The following is a 25023-nucleotide window of genomic DNA, read 5'->3' as shown; positions in this document are numbered from 1 at the left end:
TACACGACACGACCATGGCATACGATCTCGAAGAACAAGAACAACTCGCCTCCCTGCAGGCGTTCTGGAAAAAATTCGGCAACCTGATCACCTGGGGCTTGATCGCGGTGCTGGGCGCCTACGCGGCCTACAATTACTGGAACTACCACCAGCGCAACGAAGCGCTCGGCGCCTCGACCCTGTACAACAACCTGCAGACGGCGCTCGAAGCGAAAGACAATGTCCAGGTGCAGCGCGTGGCCGGCGACATCCAGGGCAAGTTCAAGGGCAGCAGTTACGCTCAGATGAGCGCGCTGGCCGCGGCCAAGAGCGCCTTTGACGCCGGCGACCTGAAAGCGGCCAAGGCCCAGTTGCAATGGGTCGCCGCCAACGGCAGCGACGAATACAAGGCGATCGCCAAGCTGCGCCTGTCCGGCGTGCTGCTCGACGAAAAAGCCTATGATGAAGCACTGGCGCTGCTGGCAACCCCGATCATGGCCCAATTTGCCGGCGCGGTAGCCGACCGCAAGGGCGACGTGCTGGTGGCCCAGAACAAGGTGAACGAAGCGCGCGCCGCCTACCTGGCCGCCCTTGGCGCGATGGACAAGAAAAATCCTGGCCGCCGCCTGGTCGAAATGAAGCTGGAAGCCATCGGCGGCGTGGTGCCGGCCGACGCTGCCGCTGCGCCCAAGGCTGCAGCGTAATCGCCAGCTTTTGCTGCGGCTGCATTTACTACCCGTCATAGACAGTCATAGAACAAGGTTAAACACTATGCGTATTACCCAGAAGCTTGTCGGCATCGGCATGTTGGCCATGATGGCCGGCTGCTCGACCTTAAGTTCGCTCAATCCGTTCGCCAGCAAGGGCAAGGGCAACCAGCCCGCCAAGCTGGTCGAACTCAAGGGCTCGATGGCCGTGCGCACCGCCTGGAAGCTCGACATGGGCAAGGCCGACAACTATGTCTTTACCCCAGCCATCGTGGGCAACACGGTGGTGCTGGCCGGCGCCGGCGGCGCCCTGGCGCGTGTGGAAGCGGCAAGCGGTCGCCAGATGTGGCGCATCAAGACCGACACCGGCCTGACTGCCGGTGTCGGCTCGGACGGCAGCCTGATCGCCGTTGGCGGCACCAAGGGCATGATCCTGACGTTCGACATGAACGGCAAGGCCTTGTGGAAGGCGCAGGCGTCCAGCGAAGTGCTGTCCTCGCCGGTGGTGGCCGAAGGCGTGGTCGTAGTGCGCTCGATCGACAACCGCATCGTCGCCTTCGACGTCGTCAGCGGCAAGCAGAAATGGGTCGTGCAGCGCGTGTCGCCACCGCTGACCTTGCGCGGCGCGCCCGGCATGGTCGTCGTCGGCAAGGAAATCATCATCGCCCAGCCCGGCGGCAAGCTGCTCGCGCTCAACCTGGCCACCGGCGCACCACGCTGGGAAACGGCTGTGGGCGAGCCGCGCGGCGCCACCGAACTGGAACGCATCACCGACATTGGCGGGGCGCCTGTGCTGTTTGACAGCGACGTGTGCGCCGCGTCCTACCAAGGCCGTGTAGGCTGCTTTGACGTGGCCACCGGCGCGCCGCGCTGGACCAAGGAACTGTCGTCCAACGTGGGCGTGGCGGTCGACCAGCGTTTCGTGTTCGCCGTCGACGACAAGGGCGCCGTGTCGGCCTTCAGCCGCGAAGGCGGCGCGTCGGTCTGGAAGAACGACAAGCTTGGTTTTCGCAGCGTCTCCACGCCGGTGTCGTACGGCCGCGCCATCGCGGTGGGCGACTACCAGGGTTTCATCCACTTCCTGTCACGGGAAGATGGCGCATTTTTAGCTCGCGCGGCAACTGACGGGAGCGCGATCACCTCGCAACCGCTGGTGGTCGGCTCGAATCTGATTTTTCAAACACAATCTGGGACAGTGACCGCCATCGCGGTCGAATAACACCATGAAGCCGGTAATAGCACTAGTTGGTCGCCCCAACGTCGGGAAATCGACCTTATTCAATCGCCTCACCCGCTCGCGCGATGCGCTCGTGGCCGATCAGCCAGGTCTCACGCGCGACCGCCACTACGGCGAAGGCCGCATCGGCGAACGTCCGTTCCTGGTCATCGACACGGGCGGTTTCGAGCCCGTGGCCAAAGAGGGCATCATGTTCCAGATGGCCTTGCAGACCAAGCAGGCTGTCGCTGAAGCGGACGTGGTCGTCTTCATCGTCGACGGCCGTCAGGGCTTGACGCCGCATGACAAGACCATCACCGATTTTCTGCGCAAGTCGGGCCGCAAGGTCATGCTGGTGGTGAACAAGGGCGAGGGCATGAAGTACACCGCCGTCGTGGCCGAGTTCTACGAGCTTGGCATGGGCGACCCGTACGTGATTTCCGCCGCCCACGGCGACGGCGTCGTCGACCTGGTCGAGGAAGCGCTCAATGAAGCGTTCGCCTCGCGCCCGGACGAACCGGAAGAACTCGAAAAAGCCGACCGCGGCATCAAGATTGCCATCGTCGGGCGCCCCAACGTGGGCAAGTCCACCTTGATCAATACGCTGGTGGGCGAAGAGCGCGTGATTGCCTTTGACATGCCGGGCACCACGCGCGACTCGATCGAAGTGCCGTTCGAGCGCGAAGGCAAAAAATATACGCTGATCGATACGGCCGGCATCCGCCGCCGCGGCAAGGTGTTTGAAGCGATCGAGAAGTTTTCGGTCGTCAAGACGCTGCAATCGATCTCGGAAGCGAACGTCGTCATTTTGCTGCTCGACGCCCAGCAGGACATCTCGGAGCAAGACGCTCACATTGCCGGCTTCATCCTGGAGTCCGGCCGCGCGCTGGTGGTGGCCGTCAACAAATGGGACGGCTTGCAGTCTGACCAGCGCGACGAGATCAAGATCGACCTCGACCGCAAACTCGATTTCCTGTCGTTCGCGAAAACCCATTTTATTTCTGCACTGAAGTCGCAGGGCATCGCGCCCATGATGAAGTCGGTGGACGCGGCCTACGCCGCCGCCACGGCCGACCTGTCGACGCCGCGCCTGACGCGCGCCTTGATCGAGGCGGTCGAAAAGCAGGAGCCGCGCCGCCACGGCTCGATCCGTCCTAAAATGCGTTATGCTCACCAGGGCGGGCAAAATCCACCGATCATCGTCATCCACGGCAATGCCTTGAATGCCATCGGCGAGCCCTACAAGCGTTACCTGGAAAAGCATTTCCGCGATACGTTCAACCTGGTCGGTACGCCGCTGCGTATCGAATTACGGATGGGTAAGAATCCATTCGCCAAGGGTGCGAAGTAAGGGGAAAGTAAGGGTGGAAAGTAAGGGTGGAAAGTAAGCCGCTCAAACGACAGGTTTTAGTAAAACAGGTTACAGTGGCTCAAAGACATCATTCACGATCTGAGAATGATGCCCCGGGCACTTGAAAACTCGCGAGTCGCCTCCAATTCTTAACTACAACAACATCACGGAGCTGTTATGAGCAACAAAGGGCAACTGTTACAAGACCCATTCCTTAATGCCTTGCGCAAGGAGCACGTACCCGTTTCGATCTACCTGGTCAACGGCATCAAACTGCAGGGACATATCGAATCTTTCGATCAATATGTCGTGTTGCTGCGTAACACCGTCACCCAGATGGTGTACAAGCATGCAATCTCGACCGTCGTACCGGCACGCGCTGTCAATCTCAATCTTGATCCAGAAGCTGAGTAAGCCCATGGGCGTCACTGCTCCGGCGGGAGGCCTATGCGCGCTGCACTAGTTGGCATCGATTTCGGCGCCGGCGACTTTAACGCAAGCGTGGAAGAACTGTCGCTGCTTGCGCAGTCGGCAGGCGCCATCCCCATCACCACCATTACCGCCAAGCGCGCCAGTCCTGACGCCGCCTACTTCGTAGGCAGCGGCAAGGCTGACGAAATTGGCCAGGCGTGCGTGGACCAGAACATTGAAATCGTCATCTTCAACCATGCGCTGTCGCCCGCCCAGCAGCGCAATCTTGAAAAACGCATCAATATCCGCGTGCTCGACCGTACCAGCCTGATCCTCGACATCTTCGCGCAGCGCGCCAAGAGCCACGAGGGCAAGCTGCAAGTCGAGCTGGCCCAGCTGCAGCACCTGGCCACGCGCCTGATCCGCGGCTGGACCCACCTTGAACGCCAAAAGGGCGGTATCGGCCTGCGCGGCCCTGGCGAAACCCAGCTCGAGACCGACCGCCGCCTGATCGGCGAACGCGTCAAGGCCTTGCGCGCGCGCCTGGCCAAGCTGCGCAAGCAGCACGAAACGCAGCGCCGCGCGCGCGGCAAGAGCCATACCTTTTCCGTGTCGCTGGTCGGCTACACCAATGCCGGCAAGTCGACGCTGTTCAATGCGCTCACCAAAGCTGGCGTGTATGTCGCCAACCAGCTCTTTGCCACGCTCGACACCACCAGCCGCCGCGTGTACCTGGGCGAAGACTGCGGCAACGTGGTCTTTTCCGACACCGTCGGTTTCGTGCGCGAACTGCCGCACCAGCTGGTGGCCGCTTTCCGCGCCACGCTCGAAGAAACCATCCACGCCGACCTGCTGCTGCATGTGGTCGACGCCGCCAGTCCCGTGCGCATGGAACAGATCGAGCAGGTCAACCTGGTGCTCAAGGAAATCGGCGCCGATCATATTCCCCAGATCCTGGTCTGGAACAAGATCGACGCGGCGGGCCTGGAGCCGGCCGTGGAACGCGCCGAAGACGGCAAGATCAGCCGCGTGTTCATCAGCGCCCATACCGGCGCCGGACTCGACCTGTTGCGCGAGTCGGTCGTCGAAATGGCGCGCGCGGCGCCTGGACAGAGTCACCTTTATCAAGAGCAGGACGAAGCCGAACCGGACTCTATGAACGATGCAGAGCCGGCCGAAACGCAAACCTCCACCAATGTCGGACCACGATAGATGCTTGCTTCACTACTTAATCGCCTCGGTTTGAAACCGTCGCCCAACCATCCCACGCAGCAGGACGGCAAAAAGCCGGGCGAAGGTCCGCCGGACCTGGACCAGTTGTGGCGCGACTTCAACGCCCGCCTGAACCGCCTGTTCAGCGCGCGCAATGACGGCAGCGGCCCCGGCCCCGGCGGCTACCGCCCCGACGCCAAGGGCGCCAGGGTCACCGCCGGCCTGATTGGCATTATTGCCGGCTTCATCTGGCTGGCCAGCGGCACCTTCATTGTCCAGGAAGGGCACGTGGGCGTGGTCACCACCTTTGGCGCCATCAGCCATACCGCCAGGTCCGGCCTGAACTGGCGCTGGCCGGCGCCGTTCCAGGCCCACGAGACGGTCAACGTGTCGCAGGTGCGCACCGAGGAAATCGGCTACCGGGGCACGTCGCGCCAGCGCACGCCGGCCGAAGCGCTGATGCTCACCGACGACGCCAACATCGTGGACGTGCAGTTCGCGGTGCAGTACACGCTCAAGGACCCGATCGAATGGCTGTACAACAACAAGGAGCGCGAAGAAACCGTGCGCCAGGTTGCCGAAAGCGCGATCCGCGAAGTGGTCGGCCAGAACAAGACCGACTTCGTGCTTTATGGCGGGCGCGACAAGATCGCCCTCGACACCAAGACCATCATGCAGTCGCTGGTCAATGAGTACAAGCTTGGCGTACTGGTCACCAACGTGACCATGCAGACCGTGCAGCCGCCCGAGCAGGTGCAAGGCGCTTTCGAGGACGTCAACAAGGCCAACCAGGACAAGGCAAAGGCCAAGAACGACGGCGAAGCCTATGCCAACGACGTGCTGCCCAAGGCAGAAGGCGCTGCGATCCGCCTGGTCAAGGATGCCGAAGCCTACCGCATCATGGTCACCGAGAACGCCACCGGTAACGCGGCGCGCTTTAGCCAGGTGTATGCCGAGTACCAGAAGGCGCCGGCCGTCACGCGCGACCGCATGTACCTCGACACCATGCAGCAGATTTTCACCAGCGCCAGCAAAGTGCTGGTGGACGCCAAGGCCAACAACAACATGCTGTATCTGCCGCTCGACAAGCTGATTGCGCAAACTGCAGCCAATGACAGCGCGGTGGGCGCCAAGTCCGGTCCGGTCTTGAGTGCGCCGCTGCCGTCCGAACTGGCGCAGCCGATCGACTCGGTGCGCCAGCGCGACAACCGTAGTCGCGAATCCACACGCGAACGGGAGATCCGCTAATGAACCGCATCCTTACCTTCATCGTCACGGGCATCATCGCGCTCATGATCCTGTCGTCGACCGTCTTCGTGGTCAACCAGAAGCAGTATGCGGTCACGTTCTCGTTTGGCAAAATGGGCGAAGTCATCGCCCAGCCCGGCCTGTACTTCAAGATGCCGCCACCGTTCCAGAACGTGGTCTACCTCGACAAGCGCACGCTCACGCTCGACACGCCCGACGCCGAGCGCTTCATCACGGCCGAAAAGCAGAACATCATGGTCGACGCATTCGTGAAGTGGCGCATCATCGACCCGAAGCTGTATTACATCAGCTTCAACGGCGACGAAGCGCGCGCCAACAATCGGCTGGCGCAGATCGTCAAGTCAGCGCTGAACGCTGAAATCACCAAGCGCACCGTGCACGACATGATTTCCGGCGAACGGGCCAAGGTCATGGATGCGATCCAGACCAAGGTCGTGGTCGACGCCAAGGAAGTGGGCATCGCCATTGTCGACGTGCGCCTCAAGCGGGTCGACTACGCCGAGGCGATCAATGCGTCGGTCTACGAGCGCATGAAGGCCGAGCGCGTGAAGGCCGCCAACGAGCAGCGTTCGACTGGTATTGCTGAATCTGAAGCGCTGCGCGCCGAAGCGGACCGCAAGCGCACCGAGATCATGGCCAAGGCCTTTGCCAACGCCGAGAAGATCAAGGGCGAGGGCGACGCCGAAGCATCCAGGATCTACGCCGACGCGTTTGGCAAGAGCCCGGAATTCTACAAATTCTACCGCTCGCTTGAAGCTTACCGGGCGACCTTCAAGAGCCATGGGGACGTCATGGTGCTGGACTCGAATTCGGAATTTTTCAAGTACTTCCGCAGTCCTGGCGGCGCTGCCGCCGCCGCGCCGGCGAAGAAGTAATCGCTTAACCCACATCGTCCTCGCGCACGCGAGGACGATGTGGTTGATGCGCGCGGTGCGGTGCTTATCCTGCCGCCCCCAAACGTCTAGACAACTTTTCTTGGATCCCCCCACCCATTTTCGGGTAAAATTGATGGTTCGGCGCACCGTTTATCGTGCGCCCCGTGCTTTCTATTGTCCGATTTTTAACTGCGTCCCAGCCCATGCCGAACTGGCTCCTGCCCGAACATATCGCCGATGTCTTGCCCTCCGAAGCGCGCAAGATCGAGGAGTTGCGCCGCCTGATGCTCGATAACTTCCGTCTGTACGGATACGAGCTGGTAATGCCGCCCCTGCTTGAATACCTTGAGTCGCTCCTGACCGGCGCCGGCAAGGACACGGACCTGCGCACCTTCAAGCTGGTCGACCAGATTTCGGGGCGCATGCTCGGCCTGCGCGCCGACATGACGACCCAGGTCGCGCGCATCGACGCCCACCTGCTCAACCGCGACTCCGTCACGCGCCTGTGCTATGCCGGCAGCGTCTTGCACACCCGCCCCAGCGGCCTGCACGCCACGCGCGAGCCGCTGCAGATCGGCGCCGAGATCTACGGCCACGCCGGCCTCGAAGCGGACGCCGAGATCCAGGAACTGGCGCTCGCTTCGCTGGCCATGGCAGGCTTTCCCGACGTGCGACTCGACCTGTCGCACGCGGGCCTGGTGCGCGCGCTGCTTGAACACGACGGCGCCGCCCGCAAGGACGAAGCGGCGCTGTATGCGCTGCTGCGCGCCAAGGACACGCCAGGGCTTGAAGCGCTGAGCGTCGGCTATGCGTCGGACACGCGCGCCGCGCTGCTCGCGCTGCCTAACCTGTACGGCGACATCGACGTGCTGTCCAAGGCACGCGCCGTGCTCCCCGCGCTGCCGGGCATCACGCGCGCGCTGGCCGAACTTGCCGCGCTCGCAGGTTCCGCCCTTGGCCGCGCCGAAGTGGCGATCGACCTGGCCGACCTGCGCGGCTATGCCTACGAGTCGGGCGCCATGTTCGCGCTGTACGTGCCGGGCCTGCCGAATGCGGTGGCGCGCGGCGGGCGATACGATCACGTCGGCGAAGCTTTTGGGCGGGCCCGTCCCGCCACCGGCTTCTCGCTCGACTTGCGCGAATTGGCGCGCCTGTTGCCGACGGCCGAACGCAAACATTCGATCCGCGCTCCGTGGGGCAATGCCCCCGAGCTGCGTGACGTCATCGCCGCTCTGCGCAAGAGCGGCGAAGTGGTGATCCAGAGTTTGCCGGGTCACGACAATGAGCAGGACGAGTTCGAGTGCGATCGCGTACTCGTCCTCGAAGAGAGTAACTGGATTCTTAAAAACTTAGGCTAAGTGTGATGTCAAAGAAAAACGTGGCAAAGAACGTCGTTGTCATCGGTACCCAATGGGGCGATGAGGGCAAAGGAAAAATCGTCGACTGGCTCACCGATCACGCCCAGGGCGTGGTGCGCTTCCAGGGCGGGCACAATGCTGGCCATACCCTGGTCATCAAGGGCCAGAAAACGGCGCTCCAGCTGATCCCGTCGGGCATCATGCGCGAAGGCGTGGCCTGCTACATCGGTAACGGTGTGGTGGTGTCGGTGCCGGACATCATGCGTGAAATCGACAAGCTGCAAGCGATCGGCGTGGAAGTCGCGTCGCGCCTGAAAATCTCCGAAGCGTGCCCCGCGATCCTGCCGTACCACGTCGCCATCGACGTGGCGCGTGAAATGGCGCGCGGCGTGAACAAGATCGGCACCACCGGCAAGGGCATCGGCCCGGCCTACGAAGACAAGGTGGCACGGCGCGCCATTCGCATCGCCGACATGCTCAATGAAGAGCGCTTCGCCGAAAAGCTGCGCGAAAACCTCGACTATCACAACTTCGTGCTGACCAATTACCTGAAGGCCGACGCGGTCGACTTCCAGAAAACGTTCGACGACGCGATGGCCCTGGTCCCGCGCCTCAAACCCATGGTCGGCGACGTTTCGTCCGCGCTGTACGCGGCGCACAAGGCCGGCGGCAACCTGCTGTTCGAAGGCGCGCAAGGCTCTTTGCTGGACGTTGACCACGGCACCTATCCGTTCGTGACCTCGTCGAACTGCGTGGCGGGCAATGCGTCGGCCGGCGCCGGCGTCGGTCCCGGCATGCTGCATTACATTTTGGGCATCACCAAGGCTTACACCACGCGCGTGGGCTCCGGTCCGTTCCCGTCCGAGCTGCCAACGGATGCCGGCGTCGGCCACCATTTGTCGTCGGTCGGCCACGAATTTGGCACCGTCACCGGCCGCGCGCGCCGCTGCGGCTGGTTTGACGCGGCACTGCTGCGCCGTTCGGTCCAGATCAATGGCGTCTCCGGCATGTGCTTGACCAAGCTCGACGTGCTCGATGGCGTGGAAACGCTCAAGCTGTGCACCGGCTACAAGCTCGATGGACGCGACGTCGACATTTTCCCGGTGGGCGCGGAAGACGCGGGCCGCTGCCAGCCTGTGTATGAAGAGATGCCGGGCTGGACGGAGAGCACCGTCGGCGCCAAGTCGCTGGCCGACCTGCCGGCGACCGCGCGCGCCTACATCAAGCGCATCGAAGAACTGGTTGGCGTGCCGATCGATATGGTCTCCACCGGTCCGGACCGGGTCGAGACGATCGTCCTGCGCCACCCATTCGAATAAGGAGCTGACATGACAACCCCACCATCGACCCAGAATGACCTGTGGGTCTCCTGGGACGAGTACAACCGGCTTGTCGAGCGCCTCGCGCTCAAGGTCTATGAATCGGGCTGGAAGTTCGACCAGGTGCTGTGCCTGGCGCGCGGCGGCGTGCGCCCGGGCGACGTGTTCTCGCGCATCTTCGATGTGCCGCTGGCGATTTTGTCGACCAGCTCCTACCGCGAAGAAGCAGGCACCGTGCGCGGCGACCTGGATATCGCCAAGTACATGACGATGACCAAGGGCCCGCTGGCCGGCAAAATTTTGCTGGTCGACGACCTGGCCGATTCGGGCGTCACGCTCGACAAGGTTACCCGTCACCTGGCCGACAATTTCGAAGGCGTGACCGAAGTCAAATCGGCCGTCATCTGGCTCAAGGGCTGTTCGTCGATCCGTCCGGATTATTTTCTGGAAGAGCTGCCGCACAATCCGTGGATTCACCAGCCGTTCGAAGACTACGACGGCCTGCGCCCGCACCAGCTGGCGGCATGGATGAAGAAATTCGAGCAGTAATAGCCAACAACGAGCCAACAACGAGCCAACAACGAGCCAACAACGAGCCAACAACGAGCCAACGACGGCGGACGATCAGACAGATCCTCCGCCGTTTTTTTGCAGTCACGTCCTCCTCGCGGACGAAGCTGTTGCAAAGGGTCGGTTGTCGCGTATGTCGCATTCCGAGAAGCGCCGCCGAGACGCATGGCGGAATGCGGGCCTTGCCCTTTTCTGCCCTACGAGGCGTTCACAGGACCATGTGACTTCGCTCTACCGTTGCCCCTTTTTGCGACAGCGTCGCTCTCGCGAAACCAGCCTGGCTACGAACCCGGCGCCCGGTACCAGCTCCACCCATTGCGTCCCCGATGCTTCGTTTCGTACAGCGCCACATCGGCCGCCTTGTACAGGGCGTCGAGGTCGCCCCCCACTTCGCCCGACGCCGCCGCGCCCACGCTGGCGCTGATCTGCATGCGCTGCTCGCCGAACATGATAGCTTCGGCCATGCTGGCCACGATCCGGTCGCAAATGACCGCCGCCGTGGCCGCGTCGCCCGTCTGCGGCAGTAGTACCGCGAATTCGTCGCCGCCCAGGCGCGCCAGCCGGTCGGACTCGCGCACCGCCAACTGCAGGCGCCTGGCCGCTTCCATCAGCAGCGCGTCGCCCGCGTCGTGGCCCAGCGTGTCGTTGATTTGCTTGAAGTGATCGAGGTCGATCAGCAGCAGCGTAAAACTGTGCTGCTCGCGCAGCGCGCGCGCGCCCATGTGGCGCAATTCGTCGTTGAAGCAGCGCCGGTTGGGCAGGCCGGTGAGCGGATCGGCGTAGGCAAAAATTTCCAACTGGCGCTGGCTGGCCTGCAGTTCGGCGGTGCGCTCGCCGATCTGTTTTTCCAGCTCGCGCTGGCGGCGCCGCAGCAGGGCAGTGCGCCCCTGCACCAGCGCCGCCAGCAATGCGGCCAGCAGCGCCGCGACAAGCAGCGCGAACAGCATGCGCACCGCGATGGTCTGGTGCCAGGCGGGCAGCGCGCGCACCGGCACTTCCAGCATGGGCGAAAAGGCGCCGTCGCGGTTCGACCCTTTCAGCTGCAGCGTGTAGTCGCCCGGCGGCAGGTTGTTATAGCTGATCCGGCGCGCGCCGGCGTCGGCGCTGATCCAGTTCGCGTCGAAACCGAGCAGCCGGTAGGCGTAGCGATTCTTTTCGGGCGCTGAATAATCGAGCGCCGCAAAGGCCAGCGCGAAGCCCCGTTCGCGCGCCTGCGGCGTGATCTCGATCACTCCCGCAGTGTGCCCGACTGCGCCCGGCGTCCCGTTGAAGCGTCCCTCCGGCAGCGGCCTGTCGTTCACCGAGACCTCCGTCACCACCAGCGGGGCCTGGTAAGTCCACGGCGCCACGCGCTCGGGCCGCACCACCGTCATGCCGGTCAGGCCGCCGAACAGCAGTTCGCCCTGGTCGGTCATGCTGCGCGAATTGGTCCAGTACGACAGGATGTGCACGCCCTGCGCGGCGCCGAAGGCAGCCACGGCGAAGGTGGCCGGGTCGATCCGGGCCAGGCCGTCATCGGTGCTGGCCCAGATCATGCCTGCGCGGTCTTCGAGCAGCGCATTGACGCCCATATAGGGCAATCCCTGGGCGCTGCCCAGGCGCCGGAACACGCGCCTGCCGTCAACGCCGGTTTTCTCGAGCACGGCCACGCCGCCGCCGAAAATGGCCACCCACAGGCGCTGCTGGCGGTCCAGCAGCAGCGACGACACATAGCCGGGCGGCAGGGTGTCGGCGCGCGTGGCGCTGGTGGGCAGCCGTTCGAGCTTGCCGCTGGCGCCGTCGATCCGCGCCAGGCCGGCTCTGGTGCCGATCCACAGCGCGCCGTCGGCCAGCGGCAGCAGCGCCGTGACGCGCGTGTCGCCCAGGCTGTTGGTGTCGTGGCGCAGCGCCTTGCCCGGCACGCCGCCTTCCATCGCAAATTGCCATAGCCCGTCCAAACCGCCTATCCACAGCGCACCGTTGTGAAAGGCGAGCGTCCAGACCGCGCCGTCGGCGCTGCGCGGCGCTAATTTGACGCGCACCGGCTTGTCGCCATTGGCGTCGGTGCGGTAGAGGCCTTGCTGGGTGCCCAGGTAGACTTCGCCGAACGGCCCGTTGGCCATGGCCAGCACGCGCCCGCTGGGCAAGCCCGAACCGGAAGGCACCGGGCCGGGCGCCAGGTAGCCGGTGCCCCCGCTGAGCGGATCGACCATGTGCACGCCCCCGCCCGACACGCCGAGCCACATGCGCCCGTCGGCCCGCATCAGCATGCTGGGGATGCTAAGCGCGCCGTCCAGCGGCGCGCCGGACTGGCGCAGCGTGACCATGGCTTTCGGATGCGGGTCGAACTGGCTCAGCGCGCTGGTGGTTGCGGCGAAGATGATGCCGCTGCGTTCGCGAAACAGCGCGTCCACTTCGTTGTCAGTGAGGCTGTCGGGCACGTCCGGCTGGTGGCGGATGCGGCGCGTGGCCCCGCTCTCCGGGTCGATCGCCATGATGCCCATGCCTTCGGTGCCGAGCCAGACCTGGTCGGGCGCCACCTCGACGATCGACAGCACGCGCTCGTGCTCGATGCTGGGCGTGGGGCCGCCTTCCCGGACCGGCTGTGCGACGCTGGCGCCTTCGGCGATGGTGAACGCGCCGGTGCTGCGGGTGCCGGCCCAGACCCGTCCGGCGCTGTCCTGGTACAGGGTGCTGATTGCCGCCGCCGCTCCCGTATCGGTGGCGCTCGGCAGCGCCACGGGCAGTAAGGCACTGTCCCCGGCGTTGCGACGCAACAGCCCGTGGCGTGTACCGATCCACAGATTGCCGCGCCGGTCGCGCAGCAGCGCCTCGATGCCGCCTTGCGGCAGGTCGGCGCCGGCAATGGTGGGCGCGCCGCTGCCGGCGCGTTGCAGCACGCCGTCGGCGCCCATGTGGTCCAGCAAGGCGCCAGTGCCGATCCACACGCCGCCGGCGCCGTCGCCCGCCAGCGCCGAGACGCGCGTGTCGCTCACGCCCTTGGGTCCGGCCGGGTAGCGTACAAAATTGTCGTGCTCGGCGTCGTAGCGGGCCAGGCCGCCGGCGCTGGTGCCGATCCAGAGGCGTCCGCGCGGGTCGATATGCAGGCTGAGAATGTAGCCGTCGGGCAGGGCGTGCGAGCGCTGGTTGTCGGCGCTGTAGCGCCGCATCGTGTAGCCATCCCAGCGCATCAGGCCAGCCTGGGTGCCCAGCCAAAGGAAACCGCTCAGATCCTGGACGATGACGTTGCTGCTGGCCCCGCCGGGTGCGGCGATGTGCCTGAAAGCGCTGTGAGTGAGCGTGGACCAGCGCTCCGGCTGGGAGTCCGCGGCGCGCACGGGCGCCGGGCCGGCGGACCATAGCGAGCACAGCATCAAGATGATTGCGAAGCGCGGTGCTGCCTGCATGTTGAGTAACTTAAATTGAGTAACAAAAAGGAGTTAACCGGTAATTATCGGTAACTATCGGTCACTACCGATAATCATACACAGCGGCGCGCCAGCGTAGTGCAATGCCCTTCTGCAACTGTGGGCAGCGTTGTATTGTTGGTAGCCCAGGCTCCGCGAATAGGTGTAAAAGTTTCCTCGTGATAATATGGTCGCCCTTTTTACCCGAGTGTGATCGTGCATCAGGTAGACAAACCTACCGTAGGCAAATCCCGCCCGCCACTTTCACATGACCCAAACCTTCATCCAGACCTTCATCCTGCTCATCCTGGTCACCGACCCGTTCGGCAACGTGCCCCTGTTTGTCAGCGCCCTGGCGCAGGTGCCCAAGGAAAGGCGCTGGAAGGTGGTGGTGCGCGAATGCCTGATCGCGTTCGTGGTGCTGTTGCTGTTTATGTTCTTTGGGCGCCACTTGCTCGCCGCCATGCAACTGTCGGAAATTTCGCTGCGCATCGGCGGCAGCGTGATCCTGTTTTTGATCGCGCTGCGCATGGTGTTTCCGCAGCCGGGCGGCCCGTTCGGCGTGAGCGAGGAGGGCGGCGCCGAGCCGTTCATCGTGCCGCTGGCCATTCCTGCGATCGCCGGACCCTCGGCGCTGGCCACCGTGCTGCTGTTCTCGTCGGAAACGGCTGCCGACATCGTGCTGCACGTGGGCGCCTTGACCGCCGTCGCGCTGGTCTGGCTGGCCGTGTTCCTGAGCGCCGAGCGCTTGCAGCAAAAACTTGGCCCGCAGGTCATGACGGCCTTCGAACGCTTGATGGGGCTCATTCTCAGTGCCATGGCGGTCGAGATGTTTTTGGCGGGCATACGCGCCTTCGTCAAATCGCTGTAACTGCCGGAGTCCGCCTCTATCCATCTCTTGGTAGGCATATTTGCTATTATATAGCAAAATTGTGTATTTTAAATCGCAGTCTTACCGTATAGTTCCTGGAGATCGCTTTGTCAACGTTTTCGCGCTGGCCGAGGCGGCATTCCATACAAAAACGGAGACAAACCATGCATTTTGCACTGCCTCACGCCCTCATTTTCCTATCCGTGTCTTGCTGCCACGCAGTTGCAGCCGATGGCGCCACGGTAACGCCCGTGGCCCCTGCTACCGCCACGGCCACCCGTTCGCTCGGCATTACCACCCGCGCTGGCGAGTCAACCATCGCCTACGATGTGAACGCGCGCGGCCAGGTCGCCGCCGTGCTGCAGGATGAAGCCGGGCGCCAGCGCGGCGTGCTGTTTGAAAAAGGTGTGTTGACCGAGCTGGCCGCGCGCGCCGGCCAGTACAGCGATGCCAAGGGCATCAACCAGCGCGGCGAAATCGTTGGTTCTGCCAGCCAGAGCGATGGCACCTGGCGCGCCTTTTTGTTCGACCGCGTGAACGGGCGGCGCGACTTGCCCACGCTGGGCGGGCCGAGCAGCTATGGCATGGCGATCAACGACGCCGGCGAGGCCGTCGGTTTTGCCGATACCGAGGCAGGCGAGTGGCACGCCTTTGCCTACGCAGGCGGGGACGCGCTGACCGACCTGGGCACGCTGGGCGGCAAGGTCAGCTACGCGAGCGGCATGAACAATCACGGGCAGGTGGTTGGCACCGCCGCCACTGCCGACGACTACCGCCACGCCTTTGTCTACAGCTCCGTGGCGGGCATGCGCGACCTGGGCACGCTGGGCGGCCGCCTGAGCTCGGCCACGGCGATCAACGACGCCGGCATGGTCGTCGGCGCCTCGGAAATGCCGAACCGCCAGTGGCATGCCTTCGTCCATGACGGCAAGCGCATGATCGACCTTGGTGCGATGATTGGCTACGGCAACAGCTACGCGAGCGACATCAACAGCGGCGGACACGTGGTAGGCACGGTGCTGACCGGCGACGAACGCCGTACCTTCGTATGGCGCGACGGAAAAATGACGGTGCACCGGGGCGGCAAGGGCTTGCACCTGACCAATGCCATCAACGATAGTGAACTGGTCATCGGCGCCACCTACGACCTGCACATGGATGCGGCCAGCATGCCCTCGAACGCCGTTCCCAGCATCGCAAAGAACCCGTACCGGCTGTTTTCCTACATTGCCATTGTGCTGCTGTTGGCGGCATCGGCCGTGGCCTACCGGCAGCTCGCGCGTCACAATGCAGACGAGCCGCGCAGCGCTTGATGCCTGTGGCTTTTTTGCCTCCTTGGCGATAATAGCAAGATATATACAGCCAGCATGAAAATTGTTGCTAAAATTATAGTTTTACAACTTTCTTCCTGGTCCAACATGAAATCTTTCGCCCTAGCTTTTGCGGTCGCCGCCGCCGCCCTTCCGGCCCACGCTCAGGAAACGAGCAGCAATGTTGAGCGCTGCGAACGGCCGCTGGGCACGATCGCGGTGAGCGAAAATCAGGGCGCCAGCCAGCACCAGTTGCAAAGTTACGGTCTCGGTTCGCCCATTTCGCTGCTGCGCATCATGATCCAGCAATCGCATTGCTTCACCGTCGTCGAGCGCGGCGTGGCCATGCAAAACTTGCAGGAAGAGCGCGCCCTGGCCGCCGGCGGGCAAATGCTGGCTGGCTCGAACGTAGGGCAGGGCCAGTTGCAGGCGGCTGACTTCGTGATGACGCCGGGCGTGCAATTTACCGCCGGCGACACCGGCGGCATGGGGGCGGCGTTGAGCAGCTATGGCGGGCGTTTCCTCGGCGGCCTGGGCGGCATCGTGGGCGGTATCGCCGGCAACATCAAGTTTAAGGAAGCGCAGACTTCGCTGCTGATCGCCGACGTGCGCTCCGGCATTCAGGTGGCGGCGGCCGAAGGCATGGCCAAGAAGACGGACTTTGGCGTGTCGGGCTGGAACTGGGGCGGCGGTGGCTACACCAGCCTGGGCGGCTACACCAATACGCCGGAAGGCAAGATGGTCGCCGCCAGCTTGCTCGACAATTACAATCGCATCGTCAACACCATCCGCAACCAGCCGAGCCTGGTAAAGTCCAGCAGCGCGGCCAGCCGCGTAAATGCGGCCGCATCGACCCGCGAAGGCACGCCGGTGGCGGGCGGCGCCAGCGTGTATGCGCGCCTGGCATCGGTCAAGGTGTACAGCGAACCACGTTCGAGCAGCAAATTGATGGGCTCGCTCAAGCGTTCGGAAGAAGCCATTGCCACCGGCGAAGAGCGCGACGGCTTCGTCAAGATCGATGGCGAAAACGTGTCCGGCGGCTGGGTGCAGCGCACGCTCGTGACGACCTCGCCGGCGCCGCAATAAGCCACATGCCGGTGGCCGGCCAGCGGGGCGCCGCCACTGGCCGTGTGCGGTGTTATTGCGCAGTGCTGGCGCGCGCGGCGAACGCGCCGGCAGGCAAGCGCTGCTTGAGGATCGCCAGCACTTCCTGCGCTTCGGCCGGCGTGAGCGAGGGGGCGATGCAGACCGCGCGCGTGCCGCAGTCAAAGGCGATGGGGCCGGCACGCTCGCCCCAGAAGGGCGGGAGCCGGTCGCGCCGCCAGCTGAACCACCTGACTGAAAAATCGATCGTACGCAGAGAACTGATGCGGTCCGTGGCATAGTTGCGGCTGTAGCCAGAGCCAAACAATTCAATCCGGTAGGTGAGGGCGGCCCCGTCATCGATGATCACTTCCTGGCCGAACAGCTGCCACAGCAAGAGCAACAGGCCATAGGCAAGCATCAGGCACAGCACGACCTTGCCCCCGGTGGCGGCGTGTTTTTCATGTCCGCCCAGCACTGCACCGGCGACCAGCATAAGCCAGCCGCAAGTAGCGACGATGGCGAGCCAGTTGCGTTTGACGGGGATCGCGATGCGCAGCGCATCGACGCTGCGCGCGATGGAGTAGCGTGGGCGAGTCTTGGACTGCATGCTAGTGTCCCGAGTTGGAAGTTCGTGTATAAATATCCCGAGAATCCCCGCGATACTGCGTCAAAAATGCTCGCAAGGCCTCGGCCTTGCTCCGCTTTTGTTCCTTGTCTCTCGGCGATTTCCGAATATTTATAAACAACGAACTTCCAACTCAGGACACTAGCGTCCCGCTGGCTTGTCCAGCCCGAACAGCATGCTTGACCCCTGCGGGACGACATTGGCGGGCAGATGGCCATCCCATTTGCGCACCGATTCCAGCTGCGCTTGCGCCTGCAACTGGCGGATGTCGAGGTCGATTTTCGCGATTGACGCATCCTTCGCTTTGACAAATTCTTCGGCCGCAAGGCGCAACTGGTAAGCCTCGCGCACTTTCTGCTCGGCCTTTTGCACCGCCATGCTCGCTTCAAAGGTTTCGTTGATGGATTTCTGGATTGCCGGGTCGGCGTAGGTCATGCCTTCCGAGTAGCCCAGGTTGTCGATGGAAATGCCTTTGATGGTGAAGGTGTCCCGCGTTTCTTGCAGCACTTTGGCGAAAATGGCGGCCTTGTCTTTTCTTGCCGCATCCAGTTCGCGCGAACCGAATTCGCGCGACAGGGCCGCCTGCACGAAGCCGCGGATGTTGGTGTCGGCAATGCTCGACAGCGGCGTGCCGGCGTAGTGGTAAAGAAATTTTGCCGCCAACTGTTCCGGCACCGAGGCTGTCATCACCACGCCGACGGTAAAATCGATGCTCTCGCGCGATTCGACCGAAATGGCCTGGTTCGACATGCTGGTGCCGGTCTTGTTCGAGCGGGTCCATTCGCGCGTGACGGGCGTGCGGTCGACGGTGATCAGCTTGGCGGCGAGCACGCGCTGGCGAAAGCCGCCGCCCGGTACGCCCACGTAGGCAATGACCACGCGCTTGGACGCGACCTTGTTTTCGGCCAGATAGTCTTCCGACATGAAGGCTTTCTGGGTCTTGCTGTTGCCGTCCATTTGGATCAGGAAGGCCGTTTCGTTGGGTTTGATTTCAACCACTTCGGGAGGGGTGCAGCCTGCAAGCAGCAGGGCGGCAATCGGCGCTAAACGGGTCAGGGTGAGTGATTTCATTTTTTTGAGCGCAGCATCAGGTGAAGGGCCAGCGCGAACAGGCAGGTGATGACGAGCGGCGCCAGGGACGACAGGTACAGCAGGAACATCGACAGGTGGTAGGCGGAGTCGGATGCATCGAGTTGCGCCACGGTGGCCGCACCCATGGCGGGCGCGATAAATACGCGCGCGGCGGCAAGCGAGACGGCGCCTGCGGCCAGTACTGCACTGACGACAAAAATTTTTCTGATCATGGCTCGCTTCCTTGTTTGCAGGGAAGTCCAGCTTAGCGAAGGGCCGTTAAAAATGTCGTAAAGACTAGGGGCTTAGCTGTAAAGGAAATGTAAAGAAGACGCGTAAGTAGGTGCAGTGCTTGCGCTGGCCGGCCATTGATGCAAGCATGACGTTTGTTGCCATCGCAGGAGGAAACCGGTGTCGCCCACGCTGTATTACCACCCGCTGGCATCGTACTGCCACAAAGTGCTGGTCGCGCTGTACGAGCTCGGGACGGCGTTCGAACCGCGCTTGATCGACCTAGGCAATGATGCCGACCGGGCCGCGCTGAGGGCGCTCTGGCCCATGATGAAGTTTCCGGTATTGAACGACCATGCGCGCGGACGCACCGTGGCCGAGAGCTCGGTCATTATCGAATACCTGGACCATCACCACGCGGCGCCGCACATCTTGATCCCGCGGCAGTGGGAAGCGGCGCTCGACGTGCGTCTGTGGGATCGGGTGTTCGACCATCATGTGCAGGGGCCGATGCAGGAGATCGTGCTCGACCGTTTGCGTGCAGCGGGCGGCGACTTACCAGCGCAGCGCGCGGCGCTGGGCAGCGCATACCACATGATCGACGAGCGCATGGCGGGGCGCACCTGGGTGGGCGCGGACGCGTTTTCGATGGCCGATTGCGCGGCGGCGCCGGCGCTGTTCTACGCCGGCACGGTGCAGCCGTTCCCCGATGCATGCGTGCAATTGCGGGCATACTTCGACAGGCTGATGGCGCGCCCGTCAGTGGCGCGCGTCTTGGAGCAAGCCAAGCCATACTTCGGTATGTATCCGTTTGCCGAAGCAATTCCCGGGGCATTTCGCTAATCAGTTCGCGAACACGTAGGGGGAAGCGCAGCGCATTGCGCCATGGCTAGTGTCTCCATGACGCTCGCCTTGGCGGAATGCGCTAGCGCTTTTCCGCCCTACCGGACGCCGTGCTTCTGGACAAGGATTTTAGCCAGCTGCGCGAACAAGTAGGGCGGAAAAGCGCAGCGCATTCCGCCATGGCTAATGTCTCGGTGACGCTGCCCTTGGCGGAGTGCGTTAGCGCTTTTCCGCCCTACCGGACACCGTGCTTCTGGGCAAGGATTTTAGCCAGCTGCGCGAACAGGTAGGGCGGAAAAGCGCAGCGCATTCCGCCATGGCTAATGTCTCGGTGACGCTGCCCTTGGCGCAATGCGCTAGCGCTTTTCCGCCCCACCAGGCGCCGCGCTTTGGTGAGCCAGGATGTTGACCAGCTGGCCAAACGGATCGCGCACGTAAAATCGCCGCACGCCCCAGGGTTCGTCGACCGGGCCATACTCTGCCATGAAGCCGGCAGCACCCATGCGTGCGCATGCTTCATCGACGTCATCGACTTCGATCGACAGCGCCGGTACGGCCGTGCCCGCCCCGCCTTCCGACGCAAAGCTCAGCTGCAAGCGCATGGACTGCTCGGACCCGTAGGTCCTGATCCAGCCCTGATCCATCAACAGCTCGAGGCCGAGCACGTCCTGGTAAAAGGCCTGCGCCCGCGCCGGGTCGCCGGTGCCGACGTTGGCAACGATGCGCTTGACTTTCATTTGCCCAGAATCGAGACGACGTTGTCGGTGCCCGGCGCGCCAAAGGCTTGCGTCTTGAGCACGTGCAGCTGGTCGCGCACCTGCGCCGCCTTTTCGAATTCCAGGTTGCGCGCATGGTCGAGCATCAGCTTTTCGAGCCGCTTGATCTCTTTGCCGATCTGCTTTTCGCTCATCGACTCGATCTTCGCGGTTTCCTTTTCGGTCTCCATATGCTCGCGCGCCTGCTGCGGGCTGTAGACGCCGTCGATGAGCTCCTTGATCTGCTTCTTGATGCCCACTGCCGTGATGCCGTGCAAGATGTTGTGCGCCTGCTGCTTGGCGCGCCGCCGCTCGGTTTCGTCGATCGCCTGGCGCATCGAATCGGTGACCCGGTCGGCATACAAAATCGCCACGCCATTGATGTTGCGCGCCGCGCGCCCGATGGTCTGGATCAGGCTGCGCTCGGAACGCAGGAAACCTTCCTTGTCGGCGTCCAGGATGGCCACCAGCGACACTTCCGGCAAATCCAGGCCCTCGCGCAGCAGGTTGATCCCGACCAGCACGTCAAAGGTGCCAAGACGTAGGTCGCGCAAGATCTCGACCCGTTCCACCGTCTCGATGTCGCTGTGCAGGTAGCGCACCTTGATGCCATGGTCGCCCAGGTAGTCGGTGAGCTGCTCGGCCATGCGCTTGGTTAGCGTGGTGACCAGCACCCGCTCGTCCTTCTTGACCCGGTCCTGGATCTCGGACATCAGGTCGTCGACCTGCGACAGGGCCGGCTTGACGATCACTTGCGGGTCGACCAGGCCGGTGGGGCGCACCACCTGCTCGACGACATTGTCGGAGTGCGTTTTTTCATACTCGGCCGGGGTGGCCGAGACGAAGATCGTCTGGCGCAGCTTGCCCTCGAATTCTTCGAACTTGAGCGGGCGGTTGTCCAGCGCCGACGGCAGCCGGAAACCATAGTCGACCAGGTTGGTCTTGCGCGAGCGGTCGCCGTTGTACATGGCGTTGAGCTGCCCGACCAATACGTGCGACTCGTCGAGGAACATCAGCGCGTCCTTGGGCAGGTAGTCGACCAGCGTTGGCGGCGGCTCGCCCGGCATGGCGCCCGACAGGTGGCGCGAATAGTTCTCGATACCTTTGGTGAAGCCGATTTCGGCCATCATCTCCAGATCAAAACGGGTGCGCTGCTCGATGCGCTGCTCTTCAATGAGCTTGTTCTCCTTGCGGAAAAACTCGAGCCGGTCGGCCAGTTCCAGCTTGATCGATTCGATCGCGCGCAGCACCGTGGAGCGCGGCGTGACGTAGTGCGAACCGGGGTAGACGGTAAAGCGGGGAATTTTCTGGCGCACGCGCCCGGTGAGCGGATCGAACAGCTGGAGCGACTCAATCTGGTCGTCGAACATCTCGAGGCGGATCGCCAGTTCGGCATGCTCGGCCGGGAAAATGTCGATGGTGTCGCCGCGCACGCGGAAGGTGCCGCGCCCGAAGTCCACTTCGTTGCGCGTGTACTGCATCTGGATCAGGCGCGCGATGACGTCGCGCTGCGCGACCTTGTCCTTGGCGCGCAGCGTCAGGATCATTTGGTGGTATTCGCTCGGGTTGCCGATGCCATAAATGGCCGACACGGTAGCCACGATGATGACGTCGCGCCGCTCCATCAGGCTCTTGGTGCACGACAGGCGCATCTGCTCGATATGCTCGTTGATCGACGAGTCCTTTTCAATGAACAGGTCGCGCTGCGGGACGTAGGCTTCGGGCTGGTAGTAGTCGTAGTAGCTGACGAAATACTCGACCGCATTTTGCGGGAAGAATTCGCGAAACTCCGAGTACAGCTGCGCGGCCAGCGTCTTGTTGGGCGCAAACACGATGGCCGGACGGCCCGCCTGGGCGATCACGTTGGCCATGGTGTAGGTCTTGCCGGAACCGGTCACGCCGAGCAGTGTCTGGAACGACAGGCCGTCGTTGATGCCTTCGATCAGGCCGGCGATGGCGGTGGGCTGGTCGCCCGCCGGCGCGAACGGCTGGTGCAGCTTGAAGGGGGAGCCGGGGAACGTGATGACGTTCGGCGCGCTCTCGGTTGCAATTGATAGTTCTGCCATGGGTACTGACCTTTGTTAGAATGGTGGTCCCGCAAACGGACCCAATGTTCATATGGGTCCGCTGTCTATACAACCACAGCCGACAACCCTTTTATCCAGATGACTTCCACAGCTTCCGCCAGTATGTTCAGCGCGATCGACATGGCCCCGCGCGACCCGATCCTGGGCATCACCGAGGCGTTCAACGCCGACACCAGTCCAGCGAAGATCAACCTTGGCGTCGGGGTCTATTATGACGACAACGGCAAAGTGCCGCTGCTCGCCTGCGTGCGCAAAGCTGAAGAAATATTGATCGAACAGCAAGCGCCGCGCACCTACCTGCCGATCGAAGGCCTGGCTGCCTACGACAAGGCGGTGCAAGAGCTGGTATTTGGTGCCGGCAGCCCGATTATTCAAGACGGGCGCGCCGTCACCGTGCAAGCCATCGGCGGCACTGGCGCACTGAAAATCGGCGCCGACTTCCTGCAGCGCTTTGCGCCCGGTTCGTGCGTCTACATCAGCGACCCGAGCTGGGAAAACCATCGCGCGCTGTTCGAAAGCGCCGGCTTCACCGTCCGGACTTACCGCTACTACGACGCGGCCACCCGCGGCGTCGACTTTGCCGGCATGCTGGCCGACCTGCAAGCCATGCCGCGCGGCGCCATCGTGCTGCTGCACGCATGCTGCCACAATCCGACCGGCGCCGACCTGACTGCGGCCCAGTGGGATCTGGTCGTCGCCGCCGTGGCAGACGCCGGCCTAGTGCCGTTCCTCGACATGGCTTACCAGGGCTTTGGCGCCGGCATCGCAGCCGACGGCGCGGTCGTGGCCAAGTTTGCCGCAGCCGGCGGGCCGCTGCTGGTCTCCAATTCCTTTTCCAAATCCTTTTCGCTGTACGGCGAGCGCGTGGGTGCGCTCAGCGTGGTGGGCGCGAGCGCCGAGGAGGCCGCGCGCCTGCTTTCGCAGCTCAAGCGCGTGGTGCGCACCAACTACTCGAACCCGCCGGTCCATGGCGGCAAGGTGGTCGCCACCGTGCTCACTTCGCCGGATTTGCGCGCCCTGTGGGAAGACGAGCTGGCCGGCATGCGCGTGCGGATCAAGGAGATGCGCACGGCCTTCGTTGAAAAACTCAGGCTACAGGCTCCCGAACACGACTTTGCCTTTGTGCGCGAGCAGGTCGGCATGTTTTCGTATTCGGGGCTGACCCGGCAGCAGGTCGAGCGTTTGCGCACCGAGCACGCGATTTATGCGATCGACACGGGACGCATCTGCATTGCCGCGCTCAATTCGAAAAATATTGATCGCGTCATTGACGCGATTGCGAAAGTCCTCTAAAATCTTGCTTCTTCGGATCGCGCACTGTGCGGTTCGAAAGGCATCAGGAAGTACTGCAACACTTTGTGCGAATGTCATCATCTTGACAGTGCAATCTGGGAAGTACATAATGTTGCCTCTTTTCCCTGATAGCTCAGTTGGTAGAGCGACGGACTGTTAATCCGCAGGTCCCTGGTTCGAGTCCAGGTCGGGGAGCCAGAATATGAAAGGCCACGTTGAAAAACGTGGCCTTTTTTGTTATTGCGCTGCTATCGGCAGCGCCTGTATCTGTTTGTCGGCAATTTGCTACAAGTGCAATAGTTAAATTTGCTTGCAGGTAAGTAACTCCTTATCATGATGCAATTGGACAAAACACAAGCTTAGTGTCTCGCCAATTTCTCCATTTATATTCCCATGAAAACTACTTTTCTTTCGATCGCCCTGGTCATCGCCTCCATCGGCGCGGCCCAAGCCCAGAATGCCGACATGCAAAACGGTGTTCCCCTGTCGGCGCAACCGGCGCAGCAGGCACAATTGCCTCAGAGCGCACAGCCGCAGCAACAGCCTGCGCGCCTGGCAGTCAAGAAGACCCACTTCATGATCGGCATGGGTATCACCGGCGGCGGCGACGACATTGCGACGACCGAATTTACCGACGGCTCGAGCCAGACCATCCATTCGGGCGGCCTGGTCGCCTTCACGGTTGGTGTTGAACATCGCATCAATGAGCAGTTTTCGGTGCAGGGGAACGTTGGTTTTCACGTCGACAATTCGACCGCCAAGAATGGCGACATTCATTTCCGCCGTTATCCGATCGAAGTCATCGGCTATTACCACGTCTCGCCAAAATGGCGCTTCGGCACCGGTATTCGCCACGTGACCAACGTGCGCCTCAAGAGCAGCGGCGTGATTGACGGCTACGACACCGAGTTCGACAACACCACGGGCGCGCTGGGGGAAGTTGAGTACATGTTTTCCCCTAGTGCTGGCGTGAAAGTACGCTACGTCCGCGAAAAGTACACGGTGAGCGGCACCAATTACAAATTCGACGGCAATCATGTCGGCCTTTTCGGCAATTACTACTTCTAATATTGCTGCCGGGCCGCTATAATGCGGCCTCTTTTCCCTGATAGCTCAGTTGGTAGAGCGACGGACTGTTAATCCGCAGGTCCCTGGTTCGAGTCCAGGTCGGGGAGCCAGAATTGTAGGGCTACATCGC

General features: G+C 62.8%; 22 protein-coding genes and 2 tRNA genes. 18 read left to right on the top strand and 6 right to left on the bottom strand.

What is annotated here, in order from left to right; genetic code table 11:
- The first annotated feature begins 14 nt into the window (after window positions 1–14).
- From ACP7D4_RS12400 to ACP7D4_RS12355, 10 genes are all read left to right on the top strand, one after another.
- Complete coding sequence (locus ACP7D4_RS12400) at window positions 15–683, top strand: YfgM family protein (protein ID WP_426102497.1); 669 nt, start codon at window positions 15–17, stop codon at window positions 681–683.
- Window positions 684–750: 67 nt separating this feature from the next.
- Window positions 751–1905 carry an outer membrane protein assembly factor BamB gene (gene bamB, locus ACP7D4_RS12395; RefSeq protein WP_426102499.1) on the top strand — a complete coding sequence of 385 codons (1155 nt, stop codon included), beginning with the start codon at window positions 751–753 and terminating at the stop codon, window positions 1903–1905.
- Between the two features lie 4 nt (window positions 1906–1909).
- On the top strand, window positions 1910–3253 hold the full coding sequence (gene der, locus ACP7D4_RS12390) for a ribosome biogenesis GTPase Der (protein ID WP_426102501.1): 1344 nt from the start codon (window positions 1910–1912) through the stop codon (window positions 3251–3253).
- A 177-nt stretch (window positions 3254–3430) separates the two neighbouring features.
- Complete coding sequence (hfq, locus tag ACP7D4_RS12385; protein WP_106756584.1) at window positions 3431–3667, top strand: RNA chaperone Hfq; 237 nt, start codon at window positions 3431–3433, stop codon at window positions 3665–3667.
- A 33-nt stretch (window positions 3668–3700) separates the two neighbouring features.
- The gene (hflX, locus tag ACP7D4_RS12380; protein ID WP_426209343.1) at window positions 3701–4876 is read left to right on the top strand and encodes a GTPase HflX; all 1176 of its coding nucleotides are present in this window, start codon (window positions 3701–3703) and stop codon (window positions 4874–4876) included.
- A complete protein-coding gene (gene hflK / locus ACP7D4_RS12375) occupies window positions 4877–6124 on the top strand; it encodes an FtsH protease activity modulator HflK (RefSeq protein ID WP_426102506.1) in 1248 nt (415 codons plus the stop codon).
- On the top strand, window positions 6124–7020 hold the full coding sequence (hflC, locus tag ACP7D4_RS12370; protein ID WP_426102508.1) for a protease modulator HflC: 897 nt from the start codon (window positions 6124–6126) through the stop codon (window positions 7018–7020). The genes hflK and hflC overlap by 1 nt, the downstream gene beginning before the upstream one ends.
- A gap of 203 nt (window positions 7021–7223) precedes the next feature.
- Window positions 7224–8378: an ATP phosphoribosyltransferase regulatory subunit gene (locus ACP7D4_RS12365; RefSeq protein ID WP_426102510.1), complete on the top strand. Its 1155-nt coding sequence runs from the start codon at window positions 7224–7226 to the stop codon at window positions 8376–8378.
- Window positions 8379–8383: 5 nt separating this feature from the next.
- Window positions 8384–9697, top strand: coding sequence for an adenylosuccinate synthase (locus ACP7D4_RS12360; protein WP_426209342.1), 1314 nt, complete (start codon window positions 8384–8386; stop codon window positions 9695–9697).
- A 9-nt stretch (window positions 9698–9706) separates the two neighbouring features.
- The gene (locus ACP7D4_RS12355; RefSeq protein WP_426209341.1) at window positions 9707–10246 is read left to right on the top strand and encodes a phosphoribosyltransferase; all 540 of its coding nucleotides are present in this window, start codon (window positions 9707–9709) and stop codon (window positions 10244–10246) included.
- A gap of 302 nt (window positions 10247–10548) precedes the next feature.
- Here ACP7D4_RS12355 and ACP7D4_RS12350 read toward each other — a convergent pair whose 3' ends face one another.
- The gene (locus ACP7D4_RS12350) at window positions 10549–13653 is read right to left on the bottom strand and encodes a diguanylate cyclase domain-containing protein (protein ID WP_426209340.1); all 3105 of its coding nucleotides are present in this window, start codon (window positions 13651–13653) and stop codon (window positions 10549–10551) included.
- Between the two features lie 268 nt (window positions 13654–13921).
- Here ACP7D4_RS12350 and ACP7D4_RS12345 point away from each other — a divergent pair, with 268 nt between their 5' ends.
- The 3 genes from ACP7D4_RS12345 (at window position 13922) to ACP7D4_RS12335 (ending at window position 16920) form a co-directional block, all read left to right on the top strand.
- Entirely contained in the window at window positions 13922–14524 is a 603-nt protein-coding gene (locus ACP7D4_RS12345) for a MarC family protein (RefSeq protein WP_426102518.1), read from the top strand.
- 164 nt (window positions 14525–14688) lie between these two features.
- Window positions 14689–15837 (top strand): HAF repeat-containing protein, encoded by a 1149-nt coding sequence (locus ACP7D4_RS12340; RefSeq protein WP_426209339.1) that lies wholly within the window; start codon window positions 14689–14691, stop codon window positions 15835–15837.
- A gap of 105 nt (window positions 15838–15942) precedes the next feature.
- Complete coding sequence (locus ACP7D4_RS12335) at window positions 15943–16920, top strand: CsgG/HfaB family protein (protein ID WP_426209338.1); 978 nt, start codon at window positions 15943–15945, stop codon at window positions 16918–16920.
- A gap of 52 nt (window positions 16921–16972) precedes the next feature.
- On the opposite strand, the gene ACP7D4_RS12330 is transcribed toward ACP7D4_RS12335, so the two are convergent.
- From ACP7D4_RS12330 to ACP7D4_RS12320, 3 genes are all read right to left on the bottom strand, one after another.
- Complete coding sequence (locus ACP7D4_RS12330; protein ID WP_426102524.1) at window positions 16973–17527, bottom strand: hypothetical protein; 555 nt, start codon at window positions 17525–17527, stop codon at window positions 16973–16975.
- A gap of 159 nt (window positions 17528–17686) precedes the next feature.
- The gene (locus tag ACP7D4_RS12325; RefSeq protein WP_426102526.1) at window positions 17687–18616 is read right to left on the bottom strand and encodes a hypothetical protein; all 930 of its coding nucleotides are present in this window, start codon (window positions 18614–18616) and stop codon (window positions 17687–17689) included.
- On the bottom strand, window positions 18613–18849 hold the full coding sequence (locus ACP7D4_RS12320; protein WP_426102528.1) for a hypothetical protein: 237 nt from the start codon (window positions 18847–18849) through the stop codon (window positions 18613–18615). The genes ACP7D4_RS12325 and ACP7D4_RS12320 overlap by 4 nt, the downstream gene beginning before the upstream one ends.
- A 178-nt stretch (window positions 18850–19027) precedes the next feature.
- Between ACP7D4_RS12320 and ACP7D4_RS12315 the strand changes: the two genes are divergently transcribed.
- A complete protein-coding gene (locus ACP7D4_RS12315; protein WP_426209336.1) occupies window positions 19028–19690 on the top strand; it encodes a glutathione S-transferase family protein in 663 nt (220 codons plus the stop codon).
- 356 nt (window positions 19691–20046) lie between these two features.
- Here ACP7D4_RS12315 and ACP7D4_RS12310 read toward each other — a convergent pair whose 3' ends face one another.
- Both ACP7D4_RS12310 and uvrB read right to left on the bottom strand, forming a co-directional pair.
- A complete protein-coding gene (locus tag ACP7D4_RS12310; RefSeq protein WP_426209334.1) occupies window positions 20047–20427 on the bottom strand; it encodes a VOC family protein in 381 nt (126 codons plus the stop codon).
- Window positions 20424–22511, bottom strand: a complete 2088-nt coding sequence (gene uvrB, locus ACP7D4_RS12305; protein ID WP_426102534.1) for an excinuclease ABC subunit UvrB — start codon at window positions 22509–22511, stop codon at window positions 20424–20426. Before uvrB ends, ACP7D4_RS12310 begins: the two co-directional genes overlap by 4 nt.
- 99 nt (window positions 22512–22610) lie before the next feature.
- Here uvrB and ACP7D4_RS12300 point away from each other — a divergent pair, with 99 nt between their 5' ends.
- The 4 genes from ACP7D4_RS12300 (at window position 22611) to ACP7D4_RS12285 (ending at window position 25003) form a co-directional block, all read left to right on the top strand.
- A complete protein-coding gene (locus tag ACP7D4_RS12300) occupies window positions 22611–23825 on the top strand; it encodes an amino acid aminotransferase (RefSeq protein WP_426209332.1) in 1215 nt (404 codons plus the stop codon).
- Window positions 23826–23947: 122 nt separating this feature from the next.
- Window positions 23948–24023 (top strand) — tRNA-Asn (locus ACP7D4_RS12295).
- A gap of 195 nt (window positions 24024–24218) precedes the next feature.
- Window positions 24219–24893 (top strand): hypothetical protein, encoded by a 675-nt coding sequence (locus ACP7D4_RS12290; protein ID WP_426209331.1) that lies wholly within the window; start codon window positions 24219–24221, stop codon window positions 24891–24893.
- A 34-nt stretch (window positions 24894–24927) separates the two neighbouring features.
- A tRNA-Asn gene (locus ACP7D4_RS12285) sits at window positions 24928–25003 on the top strand.
- The last annotated feature ends 20 nt before the right edge of the window (window positions 25004–25023 follow it).

This window comes from Massilia sp. TWP1-3-3, from assembly GCF_049897805.1.
Lineage (GTDB): Bacteria > Pseudomonadota > Gammaproteobacteria > Burkholderiales > Burkholderiaceae_D > Telluria_A.
This window is presented reverse-complemented; position numbering and strand designations above follow the sequence as displayed.